This window comes from Tumebacillus flagellatus (assembly GCF_000714935.1).
In the GTDB taxonomy this organism is placed as follows: Bacteria; Bacillota; Bacilli; order Tumebacillales; family Tumebacillaceae; genus Tumebacillus; species Tumebacillus flagellatus.
This window is the reverse complement of sequence record NZ_JMIR01000021.1, coordinates 57,006-75,570: the sequence shown is the minus strand read 5'-3', so window position 1 is coordinate 75,570 and position 18,565 is coordinate 57,006. Positions and strand designations below refer to the sequence as shown.

The window sequence follows — 18,565 nt, the reverse complement described above, 5'->3', positions numbered from 1 at the left end:
TACGCAGGACTTGCTCGCTTCCGGTCGAGTTTGTGCTCCACGGAGCTTGTGCTCCTCCTGCGTTCGGTGCGAGCAGCAGTTGCAGGGCTTGCTGTGTTCCAGTCGCGTTTGTGCTCCACGGAGCCAATGTTCCTCCTGCGCTCTTGGTGAGGAGCAGTTGCAGGGCTTGCACGGTTCTGATTGCGTTTGTGCTCCACGAAGTCGGTGTGCCTGCGGTGTTGGGAAGGAGCGCAACAGCTCCCACAACGTTGGAGCTCTGTGGAGTCGGTGTTTCTCCTGCCGCGTTGTTTGTTGGAACGGGTTGAGGCGATGTTTGCATGTTGAGAATCGACTGCGCCAAAACCCGAATGAAGGTCATCCCTTCGCGAAGGTTCTTGACCAACGGAGTTTGTGAAGTGCGAAGAGCGGTCGGAACCCAGGACTGCCGATCATACGAAACGCGTTCAGCGTTGCGAATTGACTGGACTGCTTCTGATTTGTTCGCAACCAGAGAACCTTCCGCCCCCGAATTGACGTCCTGGGTCACCCCTTGCGTTTGGAGCGCATAAAAAATCTGGCTCGGGTCGTTCGCCCAAACTTCAGACGTAATTCCCGCCAATTCCGAAACACGAAGGCGGGAGGGGTTTAACCAACCGCTGACTTGCGACATCTCTGCGGCGGTTGAACCCTGCAACTGCGACACTGTGCGGGGCTGGGTTGGTTCATGGCTCAGATCAAAATGAGATGCGGATTGTGAATCTGCATTTGCATGGAGGAGCAACTGCCCGTGACTTCGCGCTGTCAGATAAGAATTCATCGAGAGCGTTTGTCGTTGACCAAGACCACTCAGCATTAACAAGGCGGACAAACTTCCGAAAACAGGACGTGCTTGCTCAAGAGCTTGCACGCTTCCGTCCGCAAAGGGGCTCCACGGTGTTGGTACAATACCGTTTGGAAGACCTGCCCAAGCGGATTGACCGCTGTTGATATCAGGGTTCAACCAAAACGTGCGGAGATCGCCATTCGTCAGGTGCGTCCTCGTATGTTGCGCTTGGTGGATTTCCTGAACCGAGGATGTGTCTGCAACTTGGCTTGCTCGATGTACAAACGAAATGGGTGAGTCCGACCAAAGGGTCGGCCAGTCACCAAATGTTTGAACACCGACACCCCAAGGAGTCAGCCTGCCTCCGTTTGTCTGGAGCAACCACGGAGTCGGCACGCGGTTGCTTGCAGGATGCCACCAAGAAATACGAGCATCTTCTTTTGCTTGGAGCATCCGTGTAGTCGAAGCACTACCGTTAGTCTGGTTCCACCATGTGGTACGTGCTCCTTCGTTCGCTTGGGGTGTCAACATAGCCGGTGCATTTCCGAATGCTGGACTCGTCCACGAAGGTACTCCTCTGTTTGCTCGGGGCATCCACGAAGCCGGAGCATTACCGTTTGCCGGGTTCCACCATAGGGGGCGTGCCTCTTCAATTGCTCGGAATATCAATGCAGTCGGAGCATTGCCGATTACAGAACTCCACCGCGAAGGTACTCCTCCGTTTGCTTGGAGCATCCGTGCAGTCGGGGCACTGCCGTTGGCCGGGTTCCACCACGTGGTACGTGTCCCTTCGTTTTCTCGGAGCACACCCGAAGTCGGAGCACTGCCGTCAGCCGGATTCCACCACGTGGTACGTCCTCCACCGTTCACTTGAAGCACCCCCGAAGTCGGAGCGCTGCCGTCAGCCGGATTCCACCATGTAGTGCTTGAGCCGACTTGGGCTGCCGATGGGGATTGTGTACTGTTCTCTGCCGCCTGAACGACACCGTTCGCAGGGTTCAACCATGTGTTGCGAACGACGCCGTTTGCAAGGAAGATCAACGGGGGTTGCACACCGCCGTTCGCAGAGTTCAACCACGGGGTACGTGCACCGCTGCTTGCTTGGAAGAGCAACGAAGCGGGAGCACCGCCGGTGGCAAAGCCCATCAACAGCGTTCGAGCGCCAATAAACGTTGCAGGGTTCAACCACGGAGCATGCGCTCTGTCGTATGCTGAAAAACGCCACGGGAGTTGCCCCGCGCTGTTTGCCAATTGCAGTACAGATTGAGCATGGATATTGGCACTCACCAAATGACCCGCCCAATCGCCGCCCTGACCGCTGCCCTCCTGCACCTCTGTTCCGCGCATGATGGCATTCCACAGGATGAGTTGCGCGTCGTTACGAACTTCGCCCCCCATAGGCACTTGCGCACCTCGGCTGGCAAGATTCATCCAAAGCGCTTGAACCCCGTGTGCAACAGGGCTGAACCAAGCGGTTTGCACAGGTCGACGGGGGGCGGGAGCAATTGGCTCACCTGCGTCCGCCGACCCTGCACGTTCGGAAGAAGGAACGACTCCCCGTCCGCCGCGCTCCGTCCTTGCGGCATCAAAACCTGAACTTGCAACTTCAGAGAGATCAAATGCGTCTGCCGATGGAAGCTCAGCCCGGAAAACAAGCGGCTGAATGTCCAGCCCTGCCCCCACAGAATCAAAAGAGGCGGCAGTCTCGGCACCCGCTTGCTTGTCTTGCAAAAAAGTCATCATCTGCACAGCACGTTCTGCGCTGGCAGGGGTCAAAGACAGTCGTTGCGTAATGCTCACGGTGGACATGTAAGCGGTAAAAACGCCACGACCCGGAACCCTCGTTCCCTGCGGCGCAACCTCACGTCCCCGCGCTCCGGCCTCCCGAATACCTTCAGGCCCAGAGTCTTGCCTGCCCGCCGTCCCGCGTCTCGCTGACGGCAGCGTTCCCTTCGGAACATTTCCAATCCGAAGACCCGCAGGCGGCATCATGCCCCTTGAAGCGTACCACGTCCCAAGACTCACCGACGGCTTCACATTCCTCGAAACGTTCCCCGTCTCAATGTTCGCCGAAGGCATCCCTTCGCTCGAAACGTTCCCCGTCCCAAGGCTCGCCGACGGCATTACATGCCTCGAAAGCTGCGTGGCACCCGCACTCTCCGAAACGGAACGTTCACTTCCTCCCGTCTCACGCGGCGCATACCGCAACTCCACTTCCTCACGCTCGAAGGGCGTCTGTCCCTCTCCCACGCCGACCCCAAAAGGCCGAATTCGCGCCAAGGGAATTTCCCGCTCCTCCGACGTGCGCACATCCCGCTCCACTGGCACGCGCACAATTTCGCGCAACACCGCAGGCGTCATCTTATGAAAAACGGCAGGTTGCCGCAGAACATTCTGTAGTTGGGTCAAGAGAATCTGTTGCGTCTTCATCGGCCGGGAATCCGGGTGCTGCAAAGTCTGCAATTGCACCTGCAACTGCACGAGATATTGATGCAACTCAGGCGCTAAGCCCTCCGCCGCCTCGCTCTCTTCCTCCGCCTCGGCTTGGCGGTACACCAAGTCGAGCCACCCCAACCAATCCTCGCGCCAAGAACCGTACTTCCCCAAAATCGACATTGCCAACCCGTGATCCACCAGCGTAGCCAGCGGACTCCGAGCGACCAGTCCTTGGGGTGCTCGCAAAAACGGAAGCATGATCACGAACTTCCTTTGGACATCTTTAATTGCGTAAACACGATCTCCAACGTCTCAATCGCCACTTCACTGCGTGACGCGTTGAGATCCGCCCCCGACCATTTCACCGGATAGGCGTCTTGAAACGACCAACGGCACACTTCCCGCCCCGTTGCATCGTTTAAAATCACGGCTCCGTCCTTCTTCTGAACGTTGCCCTGCGTGGTGTCTTGGTACCACTGCCACAATTCAAACGAGTCGCTCAAGCCGCGCTTGAGCACGATCGGCGAAAACTTCGTCCGCTTGGGAAAGCGGTACGTAAAATCGTTCACGCCGCCCTCGTTGTACTCCTCATATTCAATCTCAGATTGCAGCCCGGAGACTTCGCTGAAGCTGGCAACAGTGATCCCCTTCAACTCCACAGCAAATCGGTAAGCTCCAACCACTGCACGCTTTGGCTTGTCCGCCGCCATTTGCAATCACTCCTACTAAAAAACGTCAAAGATGTTCTTCGGCTTATCCTTCTCCCCGTTCAAGTTGCGGTTGATCCGCGAGATCTCCTCGCACCACTTGCGGCGGTCCCGGTGCTCCATCGACATGATCTGGTCATGCGACCAGTGAAAGTAGTACGCGATGAACGAGGCTTCCTCGTAGATCTTGTCGACGGGATACCCCATCATGCCCCGCTCTTCGTCATCGGAAAAGCCAAGTCCAAGTGGAAATCATGTTCGCAGTTCGGGCAGTGCGCCTGCACCATCGAGTCTTCGCCTTCGTTGATCTGGCGGTACAGCGTTTGCAGATACGCAAGGTCGGCCGTGAACAGTCCTTCGATCGTGCGGGTGTCGATCATCGGCAAATCGCCGAGCTTCGTGATGACGCGGGCGAGCAAAATGATCGAGAGGTAGCTCGGGTTGTTCGCCACGCGCGGGTCGCGCATCGGGAGAATCTCATCGGCTGCCGTCGCCAAACGCATCGTCCCGCGGCGGTGCAAAGTGCCTTCTTCGTCCACGTAGCCTCTGGGCAATACGAATTCATACTCTGTCTTAAATGCCATTGCGGAAGTCCCCCTCAAGAAATAGATGAGCAAAGCAGGCGGACCGGCAGCCCGAAGTCTCACCCCGGGCCGCCCTCTCCCTGCCTCGAAAAAAACAAACTTACTTCGTGCGCTTCATGCCTTCGTGCGCAATTTCCATCGTTTCAATCGCCACTTCAGACGCCGTTGCGTTGAAGTCCGGCCCGGTGTACTTCGTCGGCCATGCGTTGATGATTTGGAAGGTTGCCACTTCTTTGTCCGATTCGTCCTTCGCGATGACGGTCAGGTTCTTGCGGACAATTTTGTTCTCGGTGAAGCCTTGAATCCAGTTGAACATCTCCATCGAGTCGGTTACGCCACGCTTGAACGTGACGTTGCCGTACTTCGCAAGCCCCGGCAACTTGCGCGGGGTGATGGCTGCTTCGTCGCCTTCGCGGTATTCCACGACGTCAATCGAAGCGTCGAAGCCGCTGACTTCCGAAAAGCCCCCTTGCACGGTGCCGTCGAATTGTACGATAAATCGAAACTTGCGATATGGATCTTTGCGGTCCGGCATTCCTTACACTCCTCTCTCTTCCCTCGTTCCTTACTGTGCGTCGCCGGTCTTCTGCGTGAAGCGGAAGATGACGAATTCGGCCGGTTTGACCGGCGCAATCCCGATTTCGCAAATCAAGCGGCCGTTGTCGATGTCGTCTTGGGTCATCGTGGAGCGGCCGATCTTGATGTAGTACGCCTCGGCGGGCGATGCGCCCATCAGCGCGCCGGAACGCCATACGCCGGTCAGGAACACGTCGATGGTGCGTTGCACGCGCGCCCACAGCGGCTCATCGTTCGGTTCGAACACGATCCAGTTCGTGCCGTTGCGGATCGATTCTTCGACGAAGATGAACAGACGGCGAACGTTTACGTATTTCCAAAGCCCGTTGGAAGACAGCGTGCGGGCGCCCCAGACGCGGATGCCCTGTCCCGGGAAGGAACGGATCAAGTTGACGCCTTTCGGGTTGAGGATGTCCTGTGCCCCGTTGTTGTAATAGGTGGACAGGCCGGTGCAACCGCGCACCACTTCGTTGGCCGGAGCTTTCGAAACGCCGCGGGTGTTGTCCGAGCGGGCGAAGATGCCGGCGACCGAACCGGACGGCGGGATGAAGATGTTGCGCTTGTCGAGCGGATCGAACACTTGCAGCCACGGGCCGTACATCGCCGCAAACGAAGTGTCGAACAGGTCGCGGTGTTTGGTGAGAATATCGTCCGGCTTGACGAGTTCAAGCGGCACATCGAGGATCGCCACACGGCTGCGGGTCTTCTCGCAATGCGCGACCAAGTCCACTTGCACATTTTTGTCGGTCACGCCCGGAACGGCCATGATCGAGACGACTTCGTTGTTGAGGAACGCCTGCAGCCCCGTGCGTTTTGCCGGGTCGGCATCGTCCACGCCGGTGAAGCGCTTCGGGTCTGCTTTGATCGACGCGTAGGAACCGTCGCTGCCGCCGGTGAGGGAGATCGCGAACGAGGTGTCTTTTTCCTTGGCGTCTTTGCCGTCGGATACCACGCTGTACGGGTGCAGCGGAGTTGCCGGGTCTTGCGTCGCGAAGTTGTCTTTGACAAAAATCAAGTTCGACTTCGCCAGCAGTTTGTCCACATGGTTGGTCGCTTCACGGTTGAGCGAGACTTGCTCATACAGTTCCACCTCGTCGCCGTAGCGCACGGTGATCGAGAACTCGCAGGTCTTCAACACGCGGGTCGGCGGCAGTTCGAGGTCCGGCGCGTTGTCCGGAAGCGCTTGCGACAGTTCGACGACATCGTCTTGCACAGACAAGATCGTCATCGGGTTCTCCGAGTCGCCGCCGTCAAACAGCACCACGTCGCCGGCGTTGAAACCGGAGGAGTTTTTGAGACGGTATTTCTTCGCCGCCGCGTCGACCACTTCGGCCACCGCCGACTTCGCTTTGCTGTCCGGGCGCACGACGATTTGGATTTGGTTGCCCCAAATCCCTTCGTTCTTCGCTTCCACCAGCAGCTGTTGCGGCAGGGACGCGTCATCGAGCTTGGTGTCGAAGTTGGCTGCGGAAACCGCGTCTTCCGGCACCACGCGCATGATGTAAGCGCGGGAACCGCCGTTCAGGAAAAAGTTCTCCACCGCGTAGGAGAGGAAACGGAACTCCTCCCATTTCGTTTTGGAGAGGTAAGAGCCATAGATGCGGCGGAAATCGTGGAACCCTGTTACCAATTCCGGCATCCCTTTGCTCGGCCCGCGTTCAGCAAGGCCGATGAAGCCTGCGGTACTTGTACTAGCCCCTTCAAGCGGCACAGAGCCGCTGTCAAACTCTTCTACATAGACCCCTGGGGTCAAATATTCCGGCATCTCGTCCCGGTTCGTGTCCTAAGAGCGAACCGGTCCCTCCTCTCTGCATCAAGGTTCAATCACAATGAAGCCAACTTGCGTCGTACGACCTTCCTCCACCCTCACCTCCTTACGTTCGGACGTTCCTTGCAACACCTCGATCTCAACGTCAAACGAGGCGCTCCGGCAGTTGCCGAACCAAAGCACGACTTCGCCCCGCTCATCGCTTGCCGTCTCGGCACACGGCAGGAGCAACGCTTGTTTCTTGTAGGCGTTTGCAAGCGGCTGTTGCAAACGCAGCGAGCGGTTGTCGTCTCCCACGTCAGAGATCACCAGAGACTCCCCCGGCAACCAGAGGCGCTCCCCCGCTTGCAAGCGCCCCGCCACGCGGGCGAGCGACAACTCCTGCGCACCCTCTCCCGCTTCCTTCGCCAACCGCGCCCGTGCGCAGGCGGCGGTGACGACTCGCGCCCGCACCGGCACACCGGAGAGCCTGCGGCCCCCGGGCTCTTGCACAGACGCCCGAATCAGCGTCGTACCGTCCGGAAACGGGTAGGACGGCAAGGGGCTGAGCGGCGCGATAACGACCGGATATTTCGGGTCCAGGGCCTCGGGTGTCACGGTGAACGTTTGCCCGTGGTACGAGCCGCCCTTCACCGTCACCCGCCGTGATCCCGGCGGTACTTCGGTGAACACCCACATGCCGTTGGGCTTGCGCAGCGGTTTTTTCAGCACCCCTTCGACTTCAACCCGCACGCCGGAAGCAAGCCCCGGCGGCCCGTAGGTGACGGCATCGACGAGGTGAATCACGAGAATGCCTTTGTACTGACTCAAGTCCGGGCTCAAGTTCTCGCTCATGACCCCTCCAAGCCGCGCACGCTGTCTTTGCGGTCGAGCACGCGCTGCACTTGCTTGTGGCGGCCGGAATCGAGGTAGATCGGCCCCGCGATGAAGTTGAAGGAAAGCTTGTACGGAAGGTTCGGGAACAGCGTGATCGCCGTATGCAGAGACAGAGGTTCCATCAACACCAAGCGGAACTCCTCGTCGCTGTCTCCCAGAGCCCCTTGCAACCAAGAGCCGCGCACGGTCTGGTTGTCGTAGAGCACTTGAATCGCCCGCCCGAGGATGCGGTGTTCGTCCAACGCCCGGGTCTGCAGATCCGCCCCCGAGTGCGCCGTGAGCAAAAAGTGCAAGTCGAGCGCCATCGGCGGGGCTTGCTGCGACTTGCCGGAATCGCTCCAGAAATTCTGCTGGTGAATCCCGTTTTGCTGCACTTCATACAAAAACAGAGACAACGCCAAATCCCCTTTGTCGGCCGGAGAAGCCAATCCGATCATCTCCGGGTTGGGAATCGGGTCGGGCGTCATGTTGGCGCGCAAGAGCTGCACCAGCGTCCGCCCCACATCGGCAATCGCCGTATAATCGGCCATCCTACTTCAACCCCAGTTCGTGCAAGTAATCTTCCAGTTCGTTCTTCAACAGCAGTTTGCCGGTTTTGTCCAACTCGTGCTTGACGGCGCGCAGCAAATGGCGCATCCCCACCGGTTCTGCTTCTTCCACCGCCAGAAACGCGGCGGACATGACGATATTTTTGATAGAGCCCCCCGCCAACTGAAACTTCTCGGCGAGGTAGGCGAAATCCACGTCCTCATCCAGCGGCGTTTCCTTGGGGAACATCCCCTTCCAGATTCGCTCGCGGTACTCGGCGTCCGGAAACGGAAAACGCACCACGTAGTTCAAGCGGCGCATGAACGCTTCGTCGATGTTCTGCTGGAAGTTGGTGGCGAGGATCGTGATCCCCTCGTACTCCTCCATCTTCTGCAACAGATACGCCGTCTCCACGTTGGCGTGCTTGTCATGGGAGTCCTTCACTTCCGACCGCTTGCCAAACAGGGCGTCCGCTTCGTCAAAAAACAAAATCGACGAACTCAACTGCGCTTCGGAAAAAATCTCATGCAAGTTCTTCTCCGTCTCCCCGATGTACTTCGAAATGATCTGCGAGAGGTCGATTTTGTAGATCTCCAACTGCAACTCGCGGGCGATCACTTCGGCGGACATCGTCTTGCCCGTGCCCGGGGGACCTGCAAACAACATGCTGAGCCCCTTGCCGTACGACAGCTTGCGGCCAAAGCCCCAGTCGCCGTAGACCTGTGTGCGAAACTTCATCTGCGCGCAGGCGTTTTTGAGCAGGTCTTTTTGCTCCGGCGGGAGGATCAAGTTGTCGAACGATTGACGCGGAGTGATGCGGACGGCCTTTTTTTCCAATTTGTGTTGGACTTGTTGGTAGCAGGCTTTGTAGAGGATGTCCAAGGTGATCACCCCGGCCCCCGCCCAACCGGCGCCGTGCTGCGCCGCTTGCAAAGCGCGGGCCGTCTGTCCGATCGTGAACCGAAACTTGCCGGAGATCACGCGCCAGTCGATTTCATCGGCGACCGGCAAGCCCCCCGCCAGCTTCTCCCAGATCGTGCGACGCAGTTCATCCGGCGGGATCTGCAACGTGAGCGCTTCGACCACTTGGGTGTCGCTCCAGTCCGCCGAGCGCCACGGGGTCTCGGAGAGCAGGAACACCGTGTCCACGCGGTCGCGGACGGCGTCCAGCAGCAGATAGAGCTTACGGTCGCTGTGTTCGCCCTCCAAGAGCACTTGCACGTGGCGCACGCACAGCACACCCTGCTGCAAGATCGCTTCCCGCACCCCCTGCGCCAACACCGTGCGCAGAGACCGCTCCTCTTCGACCGCCCGCCGCAAATCGACGACGACGAGAGCCTGTCCCGTCGATCGGGCGTACCGCCCCGCTTGCAGCAGCTTGCCGGAGCCGGGGTTGCCGGTCAGCAAGACGACCCGCTGCCGACCCTCTCTCGCAGCAGACAAACCCGCCTGCAAGCGCTCCTGCACGTCCTCTTCCCAAATCAACTCCGGCCACTCTGCATCCGGGCTGTGCACGTCCAAGCACGGCAACAGCGGCCCCGCTTCTTCCCCGTGCAACAAAAAACGCACCATCCGCTCGTCCAATCGCAGCGGTCGCGAAAGCCACGTGCCTCCCGCTTGGTCTTCCCCTTTTAAAAAATACCGCATCAACGCACCGTCCGGCCCCAAGTACGCCCGGCTCTCCAATCGTTCAGACGGCGTGTCGCACAACAGCTTCAATACCAGATCGACCGTCGGATACTTGCACGTCACATCGTCTTGCAAGTAGGCGAAAAGTTTCTCGTACTTACGGTCGACTTCCACAGCGAGACAAGCGAGCAGGCAGCGCTGTTCAAACGGCGTGAGGCGAAAACAGGACGCCGCCTGCGTCAGCGGCAAGCGGACGTTCTGCTCCCGGCTGCGCGCTTCGAGGTCGCGAAGCTCGGCTTCCAACTGCCGCAACTCCCCATACTCCTCGTCCTCTGCGCCGTCGTCCGCAAACAGGACCGACTCCTGCAGCAACAGCCGCTGGACTTCTTGTTCCGAGACGACCAAGCCTTGAAACGGGTCCATGAGGTCTTCCTGCGGCGGCGCGGCTTCCCATTGTTTGTTCAAAAGCATCTGAATTCTCTTATCAAGCCACCGCAAAGAATGCACCAGATGCTCCACGCCGCCTTGCCTCCTCACAACTTCGCCTCCTCAATTTTCTATACAACTCGTTAGTCTTGATAAATCCGTACCCAAAACATCCTTACATAGTCTTTATAACATATCACAGGTATCAATTTCTAGCAGGTCATTGAATTCCTCGTGATCCATTTAATGTAAGTGCGATTCATGAAAAAAGACCCGTTGCAAGTTTATGCAAACGGGTCCTTATCCATTCTATAAGAAAATGTTAGTTGTCGCGTGAAACCAGCCAGTCGGCAATTTCGTGCAAACGTACGGCGGCGAGGTCGGACGCTTGCAGCGCTTGATGCGCTTCGTCGGTCAAACGGCGCACCATGTCACGGGATTCTTCCAAGCCGTAGAGCACGGGATACGTCGATTTGGCGTGCGCGGCGTCCGCTCCCACCGCTTTGCCCAGTTTCGCCGTTTCGCCGACGACGTCGAGAATGTCGTCTTGAATTTGAAACGCGAGACCGATTCGCTGCGCGTAGGTGGTCAACGCTTGCAATTGCTCCTCGCTCGCCCCGGCAAACAGAGCGCCGATGCGCACCGACGCGGTCAGCAAAGCGCCGGTTTTGTTCGCGTGGATAAACGCCAACGTCTCAGCGTTCGCTTGTTTGCCTTCGTTTTCCATGTCTGCCATCTGCCCGGCGACCATGCCGACGGCACCCGCCGCTTTGGCGAGTTCACCGACGATGCGCAGCATGATGTCGGACGTGATCCCCGTCTGTACCGTGCCGAGCACTTGAAACGCGTGCGTCAACAGCGCGTCTCCGGCGAGCAGGGCGGTCGCTTCGCCGTACACTTTATGGTTGGTCGGCTGGCCGCGGCGCAGGTCGTCGTCGTCCATACAGGGCAAGTCGTCGTGAATCAGCGAATAGGTGTGAATCATCTCCAGCGTCGCCGCGACCGGCAAGGCGGCTTCGAGGTTGCCGCCGAGCGCTTCGACCGTCGCGAGGGTCAGCACCGGGCGCAGGCGTTTCCCGCCGGCAAACAGGCTGTAGCGCATCGAATCGTACAACATGCCCGGGTATTGCGTCTTGGGCGGCAACAGTTTGTCGAGCGTGCTCTCAATTTTGGCGTTCAGTTCGACGATATAGGACTTTAGATCCATAGATGAGGCCATGACGCTATTCCTCCGTCGTTGTAAAAGGTTTTTTGACCAGTTGGCCCGATTCTTGAACCAGCATCTGGATCTTCTGTTCCGCTTGGTCGAGTTTCTCTCGGCAGACGCGCGCGAGGCTCATCCCTTCTTGGAACTCGGCGATCGCCTGTTCCAGCGGCAAGTCGCCCGCTTCCATCGCGCGGACGATCTCTTCAAGTCGTGCCAAGGATTCTTCAAAACTCTGCTCTTGCACTTGGGCGGTTGTTTCCTTGATTTCCGTCATCGGTGTTCTCCTCCTCCAATCCCCATACCTGACAATCCAGCCAGCCGTCGCGCACGCGCACCAGCACTTGATCACCCGGATTAACGTCCCGGACGGTGCGGATGAGGTTTTGTTTGCCGCTCGTGTAGGTGAGCGAATAGCCCCGGCGCATGACGTTCAGCGGACTGTAGGCGTCCAATTTGTCCAGCAGGCGCTCAAAACGGTTCTCTTCGCGCGTCACGGCGCTTGCGGCCGCGCGCGTCAAGCGCTCCACCGCGTACACCAGCTGCTGCTCCATCCGCCGCGCGCGCTCCACGGGAGAGACTTGCGCCAGCCTCGCTTCCAGTTGCGACAGACGGCGGTTCTGTTGGCTTGCAAGCCGCGTCAAAGCCAGTTGGAGACGGTCTTCCAGGTTGTCGACCACTTGACGCCATTGGTTCAGGCGGTGCGTCGGGCGCGTGAACACCGTCGAGTTCTCGAGGCGATCCAGACGTTTGCGGCCTTCCTTCACCGAGTCGAGCAAGTTCTTCTGCAGCGCCGACTGCAGGAGGTCGACATGGCGGCGCAATTCCGCGATGTGGGGCACCGCGAGTTCCGCGGCGGCCGTCGGGGTCGCCGCGCGCACGTCCGCCGCGAAATCGGCGAGCGTCGTGTCGGTTTCATGTCCGACTGCGGAAATGATCGGAATCGTCGAGGCATGGATGGCGCGCACGACGATCTCTTCATTGAACGCCCAAAGTTCCTCAAACGATCCGCCCCCGCGCCCGACGATCAGCACGTCGGCTTCTCCAAGCTCGTTCATCGCTTGGATCGCTTCCGCCACTGAAGCGGGCGCTGCCGGGCCCTGTACGATCACCGGGTGAAGCAGTACGTCGGCCGCCGGGAAGCGGCGGCGGATCGTCGTGATGATATCGCGCACCGCCGCACCGGTCGGCGACGTGATGACGCCGACGACGCGCGGGAACGCCGGGAGCGGTTTTTTATGCACGGCGTCAAAGAGACCCTCGCGTTGAAGTTTGTCTTTGAGCTGTTGCAACGCCAAAAACAGCGACCCCAATCCCTCCGGCTGCATGTCGTCAACGTAGAGCTGGTACGCCCCGTCGCGCTCGAACACCGACACATAGCCGTGCACGATGACTTTCATGCCTTCCTTGGGGATAAATTTCAGGTAGCGGTTGTTTCCGGCGAACATGATCGCTTTGATCCGGGAGTTCGGATCTTTGAGCGTGAAATACATATGGCCTTTGCTGTGATGGGTAAAATTGGAGATTTCCCCTCTTACCCAACAGTCTTGCAGGCTCGGATTGTTTTCAAACATGTTCTTGATCTTCATCGTCAGCTGACTGACGGTCGGGATCTCACGCGGGTTGTTCAACACACATCTCTCATTTCCCTGACTGTAGATAGTAGTCATTCTACCACACAGCAAAAAAAGTTCACACCCAACCCATGAGGTGTGAACTTTCTTTTTCAAGAAACCGGCGACGCTTAGTGGTCGCGGGAAGAGCTGTGGCCCGGATGAAGTTTCGCGTTCGGGTCGTAGAAGAGCTTCGCGTTGTTAACAGCGGTCGGCGCTTCGCCGAAGCCGGTTGCGATCAGTTTGACTTTGCCCGGATAGGTGACGACGTCACCCGCTGCGTACACGCCCGGCAGGTTGGTTTCCATCTTGGTGTTGACGACAATGGCATTGTCCACGATTTCAAGGCCCCATTCATGCACCGGTCCGAGCGATGCGGAAAAGCCGAGCGCGCCGATGATCAGGTCGACGTCGATCTCTTCGGTGGACTTGTCCTTGTTGTTGATCAGCAGGGCTTTTTCCAACTTGTCGGAGCCGCTGACCGATTTGAGTTCCGTGAAGACTTTGACGTCGATGGAGGATTTCTGGAGGTTTTTCACAGACTCTTCGTGCGCGCGGAACTGGTCGCGGCGGTGGATGAGGGTGACTTTCTCACAGACGGTTTCCAGCATCAGCGCGTAGTCGACAGCCGAGTCGCCGCCGCCGACGACGAGGGCTTTTTTGCCTGCGTGCGCTTGGAGGTTGTCGATGAAGTAGTGAACCCCGTTTCCGCGGAAGTTGCTTGCGTTTTCCGCCGGAAGTTCGCGCGGGGTGAACGCCCCGATGCCCGCGGTGATGATGACCGTCTTGGAGTAGTGTTTCGTGGTGTTGGTGGTCAGTTCAAACGTGCCGTCCTCCAGCTTGTTCAAGCCGATGACTTTCTCGTTCAGGCAAACGGTCGGGTTGTATTGGAAAGCTTGCTCCTTCAAGCTGTTGACGAGATCGCGCGCCAACACTTTCGGGAAGCCCGCTACGTCGTAGATGTACTTCTCCGGGTACAACTCTGCCAATTGACCGCCCAGCTGCGGCAGGGAGTCGATGATCTTGGTCTTCGCATCGCGGATGCCCGCGTAGAAGGCGGTAAACAGACCCGCCGGTCCGCCGCCTACGATCGTGATGTCATAGATCTCTTGGTCCACTTGCATATCCTGTACTTCAGCCATGAAATTCACTGCCTCCTATTATTCAAGCAATTTCGAGCATTCACCAAATTCCATTATACAGGAAAAATCCTGAGCACGAAATGTACTCAGGAGCGACTTTTGTTTAAGAGTTGTGACAATCCGAGTCTCGCCACTCCGAACGCGTTGTCGGTGGAATACCGAGGCAAGGCAAAATACAGCGATGCTCGCACCGCCGGGTGCTCCAGACGGTGTTGCAATCGTCCGCGGATAAACGCGTTCGCCGCCACCCCGCCGACGATCAGCAGGTGTTTGACGCCGAGCTCCTCGACCGCTTTGCGCAACGTCTTCTCCAAGCCCTTGGCGATGCAGCGCTCGACGGCGCGGGCGACGTCCGCCGGGTTGGCACCGCTTTGGATCAAGCGCAGCGCGGCGGTCTCCGGCCCCGCAAACGAGAGGTTGAAGCCGCTGACGGGCGAAGGCAGCGTGACGCTCTCGTCGGTGGATTGCTGTGCCAGTTGCTCCAAGTGCGGGCCTGCCGGAAACGGCAACCCGAGCGCGACGCCGACGCGGTCGACAAATTGGCCGGCATGCAAGTCGGTGCTCGTGCCGAGTTCCTCGATGTCATACCCGTCCGCGAGACGGCGCACGTTCAACAGGTCGGTCGTGCCGCCGGAGATATGGACGGCGAGGAAATGATCGGCCGGCACCGTTTCCGCGCTGCCTTCCCCCGCCGCGATGTGTCCTTCTTGGTGCGACGTTTCGAGAAACGGCACGCCGTAGACAGCGGCAAGCGAACGACCCAACCCGCTTCCGGCGGTGAAGACCGGCATGTAGGAGCCGTCGCGGCGGCGGGGGCGCGTCGAAGCGCAAACGGCGGCAAGGCCTTGGGGCATTGTCCCGAGACTCTCCATCAAAATGGGAAGGTTCTGCACATGCTGAAAAAGAGCGGCTGACTGTTGCAGCCCCCGCTCTCCCTCTTCCACCCGCAACAGCCGTCGCTCTTCACGGACAATCTGCCCCTGTTCATCGATGAGGCAGAGGGATGTCGTGTAGTTGCTGGTGTCAATGCCGAGGATGTAGGTCATCTTACTGACCCGCTTGCGCCCGCAGCGCATCGACTTCCGGCAAAATTTTCGCGAGGATGCCGTTGACAAATTTGCCCGATTCCGGCGTGGAGAATCCCTTCGCGAGGTCAATCGCCTCGTTGATCACTACATGGCTCGGCGTCTCCGGGTGGAACAGCATCTCATACACCGCCATACGCAGCACGTTGCGGTCGACGTTCGCCATCCGGCTGAGGTCCCAGCCAACCGAGTACTTTTTGAGCAGTTCATCGATCATGTCTTGGCGGGCAACAGTGCCGGAGACGAGGTCCCGTACGAACATCGGGTCGACTTCTGCTCCTTCTTGGTCCAACACATGGGTGATCGCGCTCTGTACGTCGGCATCGACGACGTCGATCTGGAAAAGTCCTTGCAACGCAAATTCTCTGGAAGTTCTGCGGCTCATCTCTTGCACTCCTTATTGGTGTCACATGATTCTCTTAGTGTACCCGAATGGCAAAAAGGAAACCACCTGCAAAGGTGGTTATTCTCGGTCTTTCCTCGGCATGATGCGATCCAGGACATCCCGCCAGTCTTCGCGGTCGTCAAACATCTTCCCGACAAAGTAGCCGGCGACAAGGAACAAGGCAAACGCAACGGTTTGCAAGAATCCGACGATCAGGTATAACAGCCCGAACACGAATCCCACAGCAAGGCCGAGGAAGCGCTTGTTCGCAAGCAGGAAGTGGAGAACTTGGAGCAGTTTGTCCATGTTCTACTCCACCCGTCTCTTTTGGATCGGTTGCACGACTTCTTGCTTGACGGCGAGTTCCGTCACATACACGGTGACCGACTCGACCGGAATGGAGGTGGTCGATTGGATGTACGTTTTGACCGCATCTTGCAGATCTGCCGTCGTCTTCGGGATGTCGAGATCCGCTTCGATCGAAAAGCGGATCATGATGCGCAATTGGCCCTGTTCGGTGCTGCGCACGCGAGTGTTGTGGTTCTGCACGCCGCGGATGTTCGAAACCGCGCGCCCGACCAGTTGCTCGATCGTTTCATAGGAAATCTTCACATCGCCGTGCTCCATGCGCTGCGTGACCGTTTGCGGCTCGCGCGGCGCTCGCTGTCCGGTGCGCGCAAACAGGAAGAACAGCGAGAACAGCAACGCCACCACAGCGGCGATCGCCGTCTCGTCGTTGATCTCAAGCGTGCGCACGCGGTACAGACCGGCATAATCCAGCAGGCCGACCACCGCAGCGGCTCCGACGCCCAGCGCGTACACCCAGAGCAGAATGCGAGGAAAAATTTTCATAAGGCTAGTCCTCCTCTCCAAAACAGAGATCACCACAACGGAAGATTACCACAATGGAAGATAACCCCCCTGTTCCCAGGGGGGTTATCCCAAGTACTGCGATCTACAGGACACGATTCGGAGGAAGTTGCGGTTTCTCCTCTTCCTTCGCCGGTTCTTCAGCTGCCGGTTTGGAGAAGACGACACCGAGGACGTGGACGTTGACTTCCACTACCTCAAGGCCCGTCATGCTCTCAATCGCACGCTTCACGTTGTCTTGAATTTCGCCTGCCACTTCCGGGATGCGGACGCCGTATTCCGCCACGATCGACACGTCGACCGCGCATTGTTTTTGCCCGACTTCCACTTTGACACCCTTGCTGAGGTTTTTACGGCCGAGCAGTTCGGCGATGCCGCCCGCAACTCCGCCCGACATGCCGGCAACGCCGACGACTTCGGTGGCCGCGAGACCTGCGATGATCTCAATGACTTCGTTCGCGATACGAATGTTCCCCATATCGGTAGAGTTAAATTCGGTATTCATGGTCACTTGATGAGTTCCCTCCCTCGTCTTGTCCTTTTGCTCTTCTTATAGTATAAGCTTCTGGCTGATTTATGACAAAGGATACATTTCGAGGAATTTCGTGGTAACATCGCCCTCGATGAATTTCTCGTGGCGAAGCACCTTGAGATGGAACGGGATCGTGGTTTTGATCCCATCGATCTTGAACTCGCTCAGTGCGCGGTGCATGCGCAAGATCGCTTCTTCGCGGGTCGGAGCCCAGACGATGAGCTTGGCGATCATCGAGTCATAGAACGGATTGACCGTGTACCCTTCGTACGCAGCGGAGTCGACGCGAACGCCGAACCCGCCCGGCGGGAGGTAACGGGTGATCTTGCCCGGGCACGGCATGAAGTTTTTGTCCGGGTCTTCGGCGTTGATACGGCACTCGATCGCCCAGCCGTCGAGCACGACGTCTTCCTGTGCGATGGAGAGCGGTTCGCCTGCCGCGACGCGGATTTGTTCCTTGATCAAGTCGATGCCGGTGATCATCTCGGTGACCGGGTGCTCGACTTGAATCCGGGTGTTCATCTCCATGAAGTAGAAGTTGCCTTCGCTGTCATAGATGAACTCGATGGTGCCGGCACCGGAGTAGTTGACCGCTTTGGCGGCCGCCACCGCTGCTTCGCCCATCTCGCGGCGCTTCTCTTCGGTCAGAGCCGGAGACGGCGCTTCTTCGATCAGCTTTTGCAGTCGGCGTTGGATCGAGCAGTCGCGCTCGCCCAAGTAGATCGCGTTGCCGTGCTTGTCGCCCATGACTTGGATTTCCACGTGGCGCATCTCGGTGATGTACTTCTCCAAGTAGACGCCCGCGTTGCCGAATGCGGTTTGCGCTTCGGTTTGCGCCATCTGGATCAGACGCGCGAGGTCTTCGCGGTCTTGCGCGATCCGGATGCCCTTGCCGCCGCCGCCGGCGGTTGCTTTGATGATGATCGGATAGCCGATCGTATCGGCGATCGCAAGCGCTTCGTCGATGTCCTCGACCAAACCTTCGGTACCCGGAACGGTCGGGACGTTTGCTTTCTTCATCGTGTCTTTCGCCGAGGACTTGTCGCCCATCTTCTCGATCGCCGAAGAGTCCGGTCCGATGAAGGTGATGCCGCACGCTTTGCAGAACTCCGCAAAGTCTGCGTTCTCCGCCAAGAACCCGTAACCCGGGTGGATGGCGTCTACGCCGACCGCAGTCGCAAGCGAGAGGATGTTCTTGATGTTGAGGTACGAATCGCGGGACAAGGTCGGGCCGACGCAGTACGCTTCGTCTGCCAATTGTACGTGCAGCGCTTCACGGTCCGCTTCGGAGTAGATCGCCACCGTCGGGATGCCGAGTTCACGGCAAGCTCGGATGACGCGGACCGCGATCTCGCCGCGGTTAGCTACTAATACTTTGTGGAACATGGTGAGGGCCCCCGTT

General features: G+C 58.4%; 19 protein-coding genes. All 19 read right to left on the bottom strand.

Translation table 11 applies throughout. The annotated features are described in order from the left end of the window. On the bottom strand, nt 1-3,496 hold a 3,496-nt coding region (locus tag EL26_RS14360), incomplete at its 3' end, for a hypothetical protein (RefSeq protein ID WP_038090173.1). A 2-nt stretch (nt 3,497-3,498) separates the two neighbouring features. Next, a complete protein-coding gene (locus tag EL26_RS14355; RefSeq protein WP_038090170.1) occupies nt 3,499-3,948 on the bottom strand; it encodes a phage tail protein in 450 nt (149 codons plus the stop codon). 15 nt (nt 3,949-3,963) lie between these two features. Continuing rightward, the gene (locus EL26_RS14350) at nt 3,964-4,155 is read right to left on the bottom strand and encodes a DUF6760 family protein (RefSeq protein ID WP_038090169.1); all 192 of its coding nucleotides are present in this window, start codon (nt 4,153-4,155) and stop codon (nt 3,964-3,966) included. Continuing rightward, a complete protein-coding gene (locus tag EL26_RS14345) occupies nt 4,152-4,529 on the bottom strand; it encodes a hypothetical protein (protein ID WP_038090166.1) in 378 nt (125 codons plus the stop codon). The genes EL26_RS14350 and EL26_RS14345 overlap by 4 nt, the downstream gene beginning before the upstream one ends. A gap of 100 nt (nt 4,530-4,629) precedes the next feature. Further along, nucleotides 4,630-5,064, bottom strand: a complete 435-nt coding sequence (locus EL26_RS14340) for a phage tail protein (protein ID WP_038090164.1) — start codon at nt 5,062-5,064, stop codon at nt 4,630-4,632. A gap of 30 nt (nt 5,065-5,094) precedes the next feature. Next, complete coding sequence (locus EL26_RS14335; RefSeq protein WP_052036397.1) at nt 5,095-6,870, bottom strand: phage tail sheath family protein; 1,776 nt, start codon at nt 6,868-6,870, stop codon at nt 5,095-5,097. A 48-nt stretch (nt 6,871-6,918) separates the two neighbouring features. Next, nucleotides 6,919-7,707 carry a hypothetical protein gene (locus EL26_RS14330; protein ID WP_038090148.1) on the bottom strand — a complete coding sequence of 263 codons (789 nt, stop codon included), beginning with the start codon at nt 7,705-7,707 and terminating at the stop codon, nt 6,919-6,921. Then, nucleotides 7,704-8,279 (bottom strand): Pvc16 family protein, encoded by a 576-nt coding sequence (locus tag EL26_RS14325; protein WP_038090145.1) that lies wholly within the window; start codon nt 8,277-8,279, stop codon nt 7,704-7,706. The genes EL26_RS14330 and EL26_RS14325 overlap by 4 nt, the downstream gene beginning before the upstream one ends. A 1-nt stretch (nt 8,280) precedes the next feature. Continuing rightward, on the bottom strand, nt 8,281-10,443 hold the full coding sequence (locus EL26_RS14320) for an ATP-binding protein (protein WP_152559272.1): 2,163 nt from the start codon (nt 10,441-10,443) through the stop codon (nt 8,281-8,283). A 211-nt stretch (nt 10,444-10,654) separates the two neighbouring features. After that, nucleotides 10,655-11,551, bottom strand: coding sequence for a polyprenyl synthetase family protein (locus EL26_RS14315; protein ID WP_152559271.1), 897 nt, complete (start codon nt 11,549-11,551; stop codon nt 10,655-10,657). A gap of 4 nt (nt 11,552-11,555) precedes the next feature. Continuing rightward, complete coding sequence (xseB, locus tag EL26_RS14310) at nt 11,556-11,813, bottom strand: exodeoxyribonuclease VII small subunit (protein ID WP_052036396.1); 258 nt, start codon at nt 11,811-11,813, stop codon at nt 11,556-11,558. Then, complete coding sequence (gene xseA, locus EL26_RS14305) at nt 11,764-13,167, bottom strand: exodeoxyribonuclease VII large subunit (protein WP_238546122.1); 1,404 nt, start codon at nt 13,165-13,167, stop codon at nt 11,764-11,766. The genes xseB and xseA overlap by 50 nt, the downstream gene beginning before the upstream one ends. 113 nt (nt 13,168-13,280) lie before the next feature. Beyond that, on the bottom strand, nt 13,281-14,291 hold the full coding sequence (locus tag EL26_RS14300) for an NAD(P)/FAD-dependent oxidoreductase (protein ID WP_038090136.1): 1,011 nt from the start codon (nt 14,289-14,291) through the stop codon (nt 13,281-13,283). 86 nt (nt 14,292-14,377) lie between these two features. Next, the gene (locus EL26_RS14295) at nt 14,378-15,337 is read right to left on the bottom strand and encodes a Kae1-like domain-containing protein (RefSeq protein WP_038090132.1); all 960 of its coding nucleotides are present in this window, start codon (nt 15,335-15,337) and stop codon (nt 14,378-14,380) included. Between the two features lies 1 nt (nt 15,338). After that, complete coding sequence (gene nusB / locus EL26_RS14290; RefSeq protein ID WP_038090130.1) at nt 15,339-15,761, bottom strand: transcription antitermination factor NusB; 423 nt, start codon at nt 15,759-15,761, stop codon at nt 15,339-15,341. 78 nt (nt 15,762-15,839) lie between these two features. Continuing rightward, nucleotides 15,840-16,067: a DUF2273 domain-containing protein gene (locus EL26_RS14285; protein WP_052036393.1), complete on the bottom strand. Its 228-nt coding sequence runs from the start codon at nt 16,065-16,067 to the stop codon at nt 15,840-15,842. Between the two features lie 3 nt (nt 16,068-16,070). After that, complete coding sequence (amaP, locus tag EL26_RS14280; RefSeq protein WP_052036392.1) at nt 16,071-16,613, bottom strand: alkaline shock response membrane anchor protein AmaP; 543 nt, start codon at nt 16,611-16,613, stop codon at nt 16,071-16,073. A 103-nt stretch (nt 16,614-16,716) separates the two neighbouring features. Further along, on the bottom strand, nt 16,717-17,136 hold the full coding sequence (locus EL26_RS14275) for an Asp23/Gls24 family envelope stress response protein (RefSeq protein ID WP_038090219.1): 420 nt from the start codon (nt 17,134-17,136) through the stop codon (nt 16,717-16,719). Nucleotides 17,137-17,205: 69 nt separating this feature from the next. After that, entirely contained in the window at nt 17,206-18,549 is a 1,344-nt protein-coding gene (accC, locus tag EL26_RS14270; RefSeq protein WP_038090127.1) for an acetyl-CoA carboxylase biotin carboxylase subunit, read from the bottom strand. Between the last annotated feature and the right edge of the window lie 16 nt (nt 18,550-18,565).

Bases quoted from the DNA above. Each gene is read 5' to 3' on its own strand.
- EL26_RS14355 (WP_038090170.1), bottom strand. From the start codon at position 3,948: ATGGCGGCGGACAAGCCAAAGCGTGCAGTGGTTGGAGCTTACCGATTT.
- EL26_RS14350 (WP_038090169.1), bottom strand. From the start codon at position 4,155: ATGATGGGGTATCCCGTCGACAAGATCTACGAGGAAGCCTCGTTCATC.
- EL26_RS14345 (WP_038090166.1), bottom strand. From the start codon at position 4,529: ATGGCATTTAAGACAGAGTATGAATTCGTATTGCCCAGAGGCTACGTG.
- EL26_RS14340 (WP_038090164.1), bottom strand. From the start codon at position 5,064: ATGCCGGACCGCAAAGATCCATATCGCAAGTTTCGATTTATCGTACAA.
- EL26_RS14335 (WP_052036397.1), bottom strand. From the start codon at position 6,870: ATGCCGGAATATTTGACCCCAGGGGTCTATGTAGAAGAGTTTGACAGC.
- EL26_RS14330 (WP_038090148.1), bottom strand. From the start codon at position 7,707: ATGAGCGAGAACTTGAGCCCGGACTTGAGTCAGTACAAAGGCATTCTC.
- EL26_RS14325 (WP_038090145.1), bottom strand. From the start codon at position 8,279: ATGGCCGATTATACGGCGATTGCCGATGTGGGGCGGACGCTGGTGCAG.
- EL26_RS14315 (WP_152559271.1), bottom strand. From the start codon at position 11,551: ATGGCCTCATCTATGGATCTAAAGTCCTATATCGTCGAACTGAACGCC.
- xseB (WP_052036396.1), bottom strand. From the start codon at position 11,813: ATGACGGAAATCAAGGAAACAACCGCCCAAGTGCAAGAGCAGAGTTTT.
- EL26_RS14300 (WP_038090136.1), bottom strand. From the start codon at position 14,291: ATGGCTGAAGTACAGGATATGCAAGTGGACCAAGAGATCTATGACATC.
- EL26_RS14295 (WP_038090132.1), bottom strand. From the start codon at position 15,337: ATGACCTACATCCTCGGCATTGACACCAGCAACTACACGACATCCCTC.
- nusB (WP_038090130.1), bottom strand. From the start codon at position 15,761: ATGAGCCGCAGAACTTCCAGAGAATTTGCGTTGCAAGGACTTTTCCAG.
- EL26_RS14285 (WP_052036393.1), bottom strand. From the start codon at position 16,067: ATGGACAAACTGCTCCAAGTTCTCCACTTCCTGCTTGCGAACAAGCGC.
- amaP (WP_052036392.1), bottom strand. From the start codon at position 16,613: ATGAAAATTTTTCCTCGCATTCTGCTCTGGGTGTACGCGCTGGGCGTC.
- EL26_RS14275 (WP_038090219.1), bottom strand. From the start codon at position 17,136: ATGAATACCGAATTTAACTCTACCGATATGGGGAACATTCGTATCGCG.
- accC (WP_038090127.1), bottom strand. From the start codon at position 18,549: ATGTTCCACAAAGTATTAGTAGCTAACCGCGGCGAGATCGCGGTCCGC.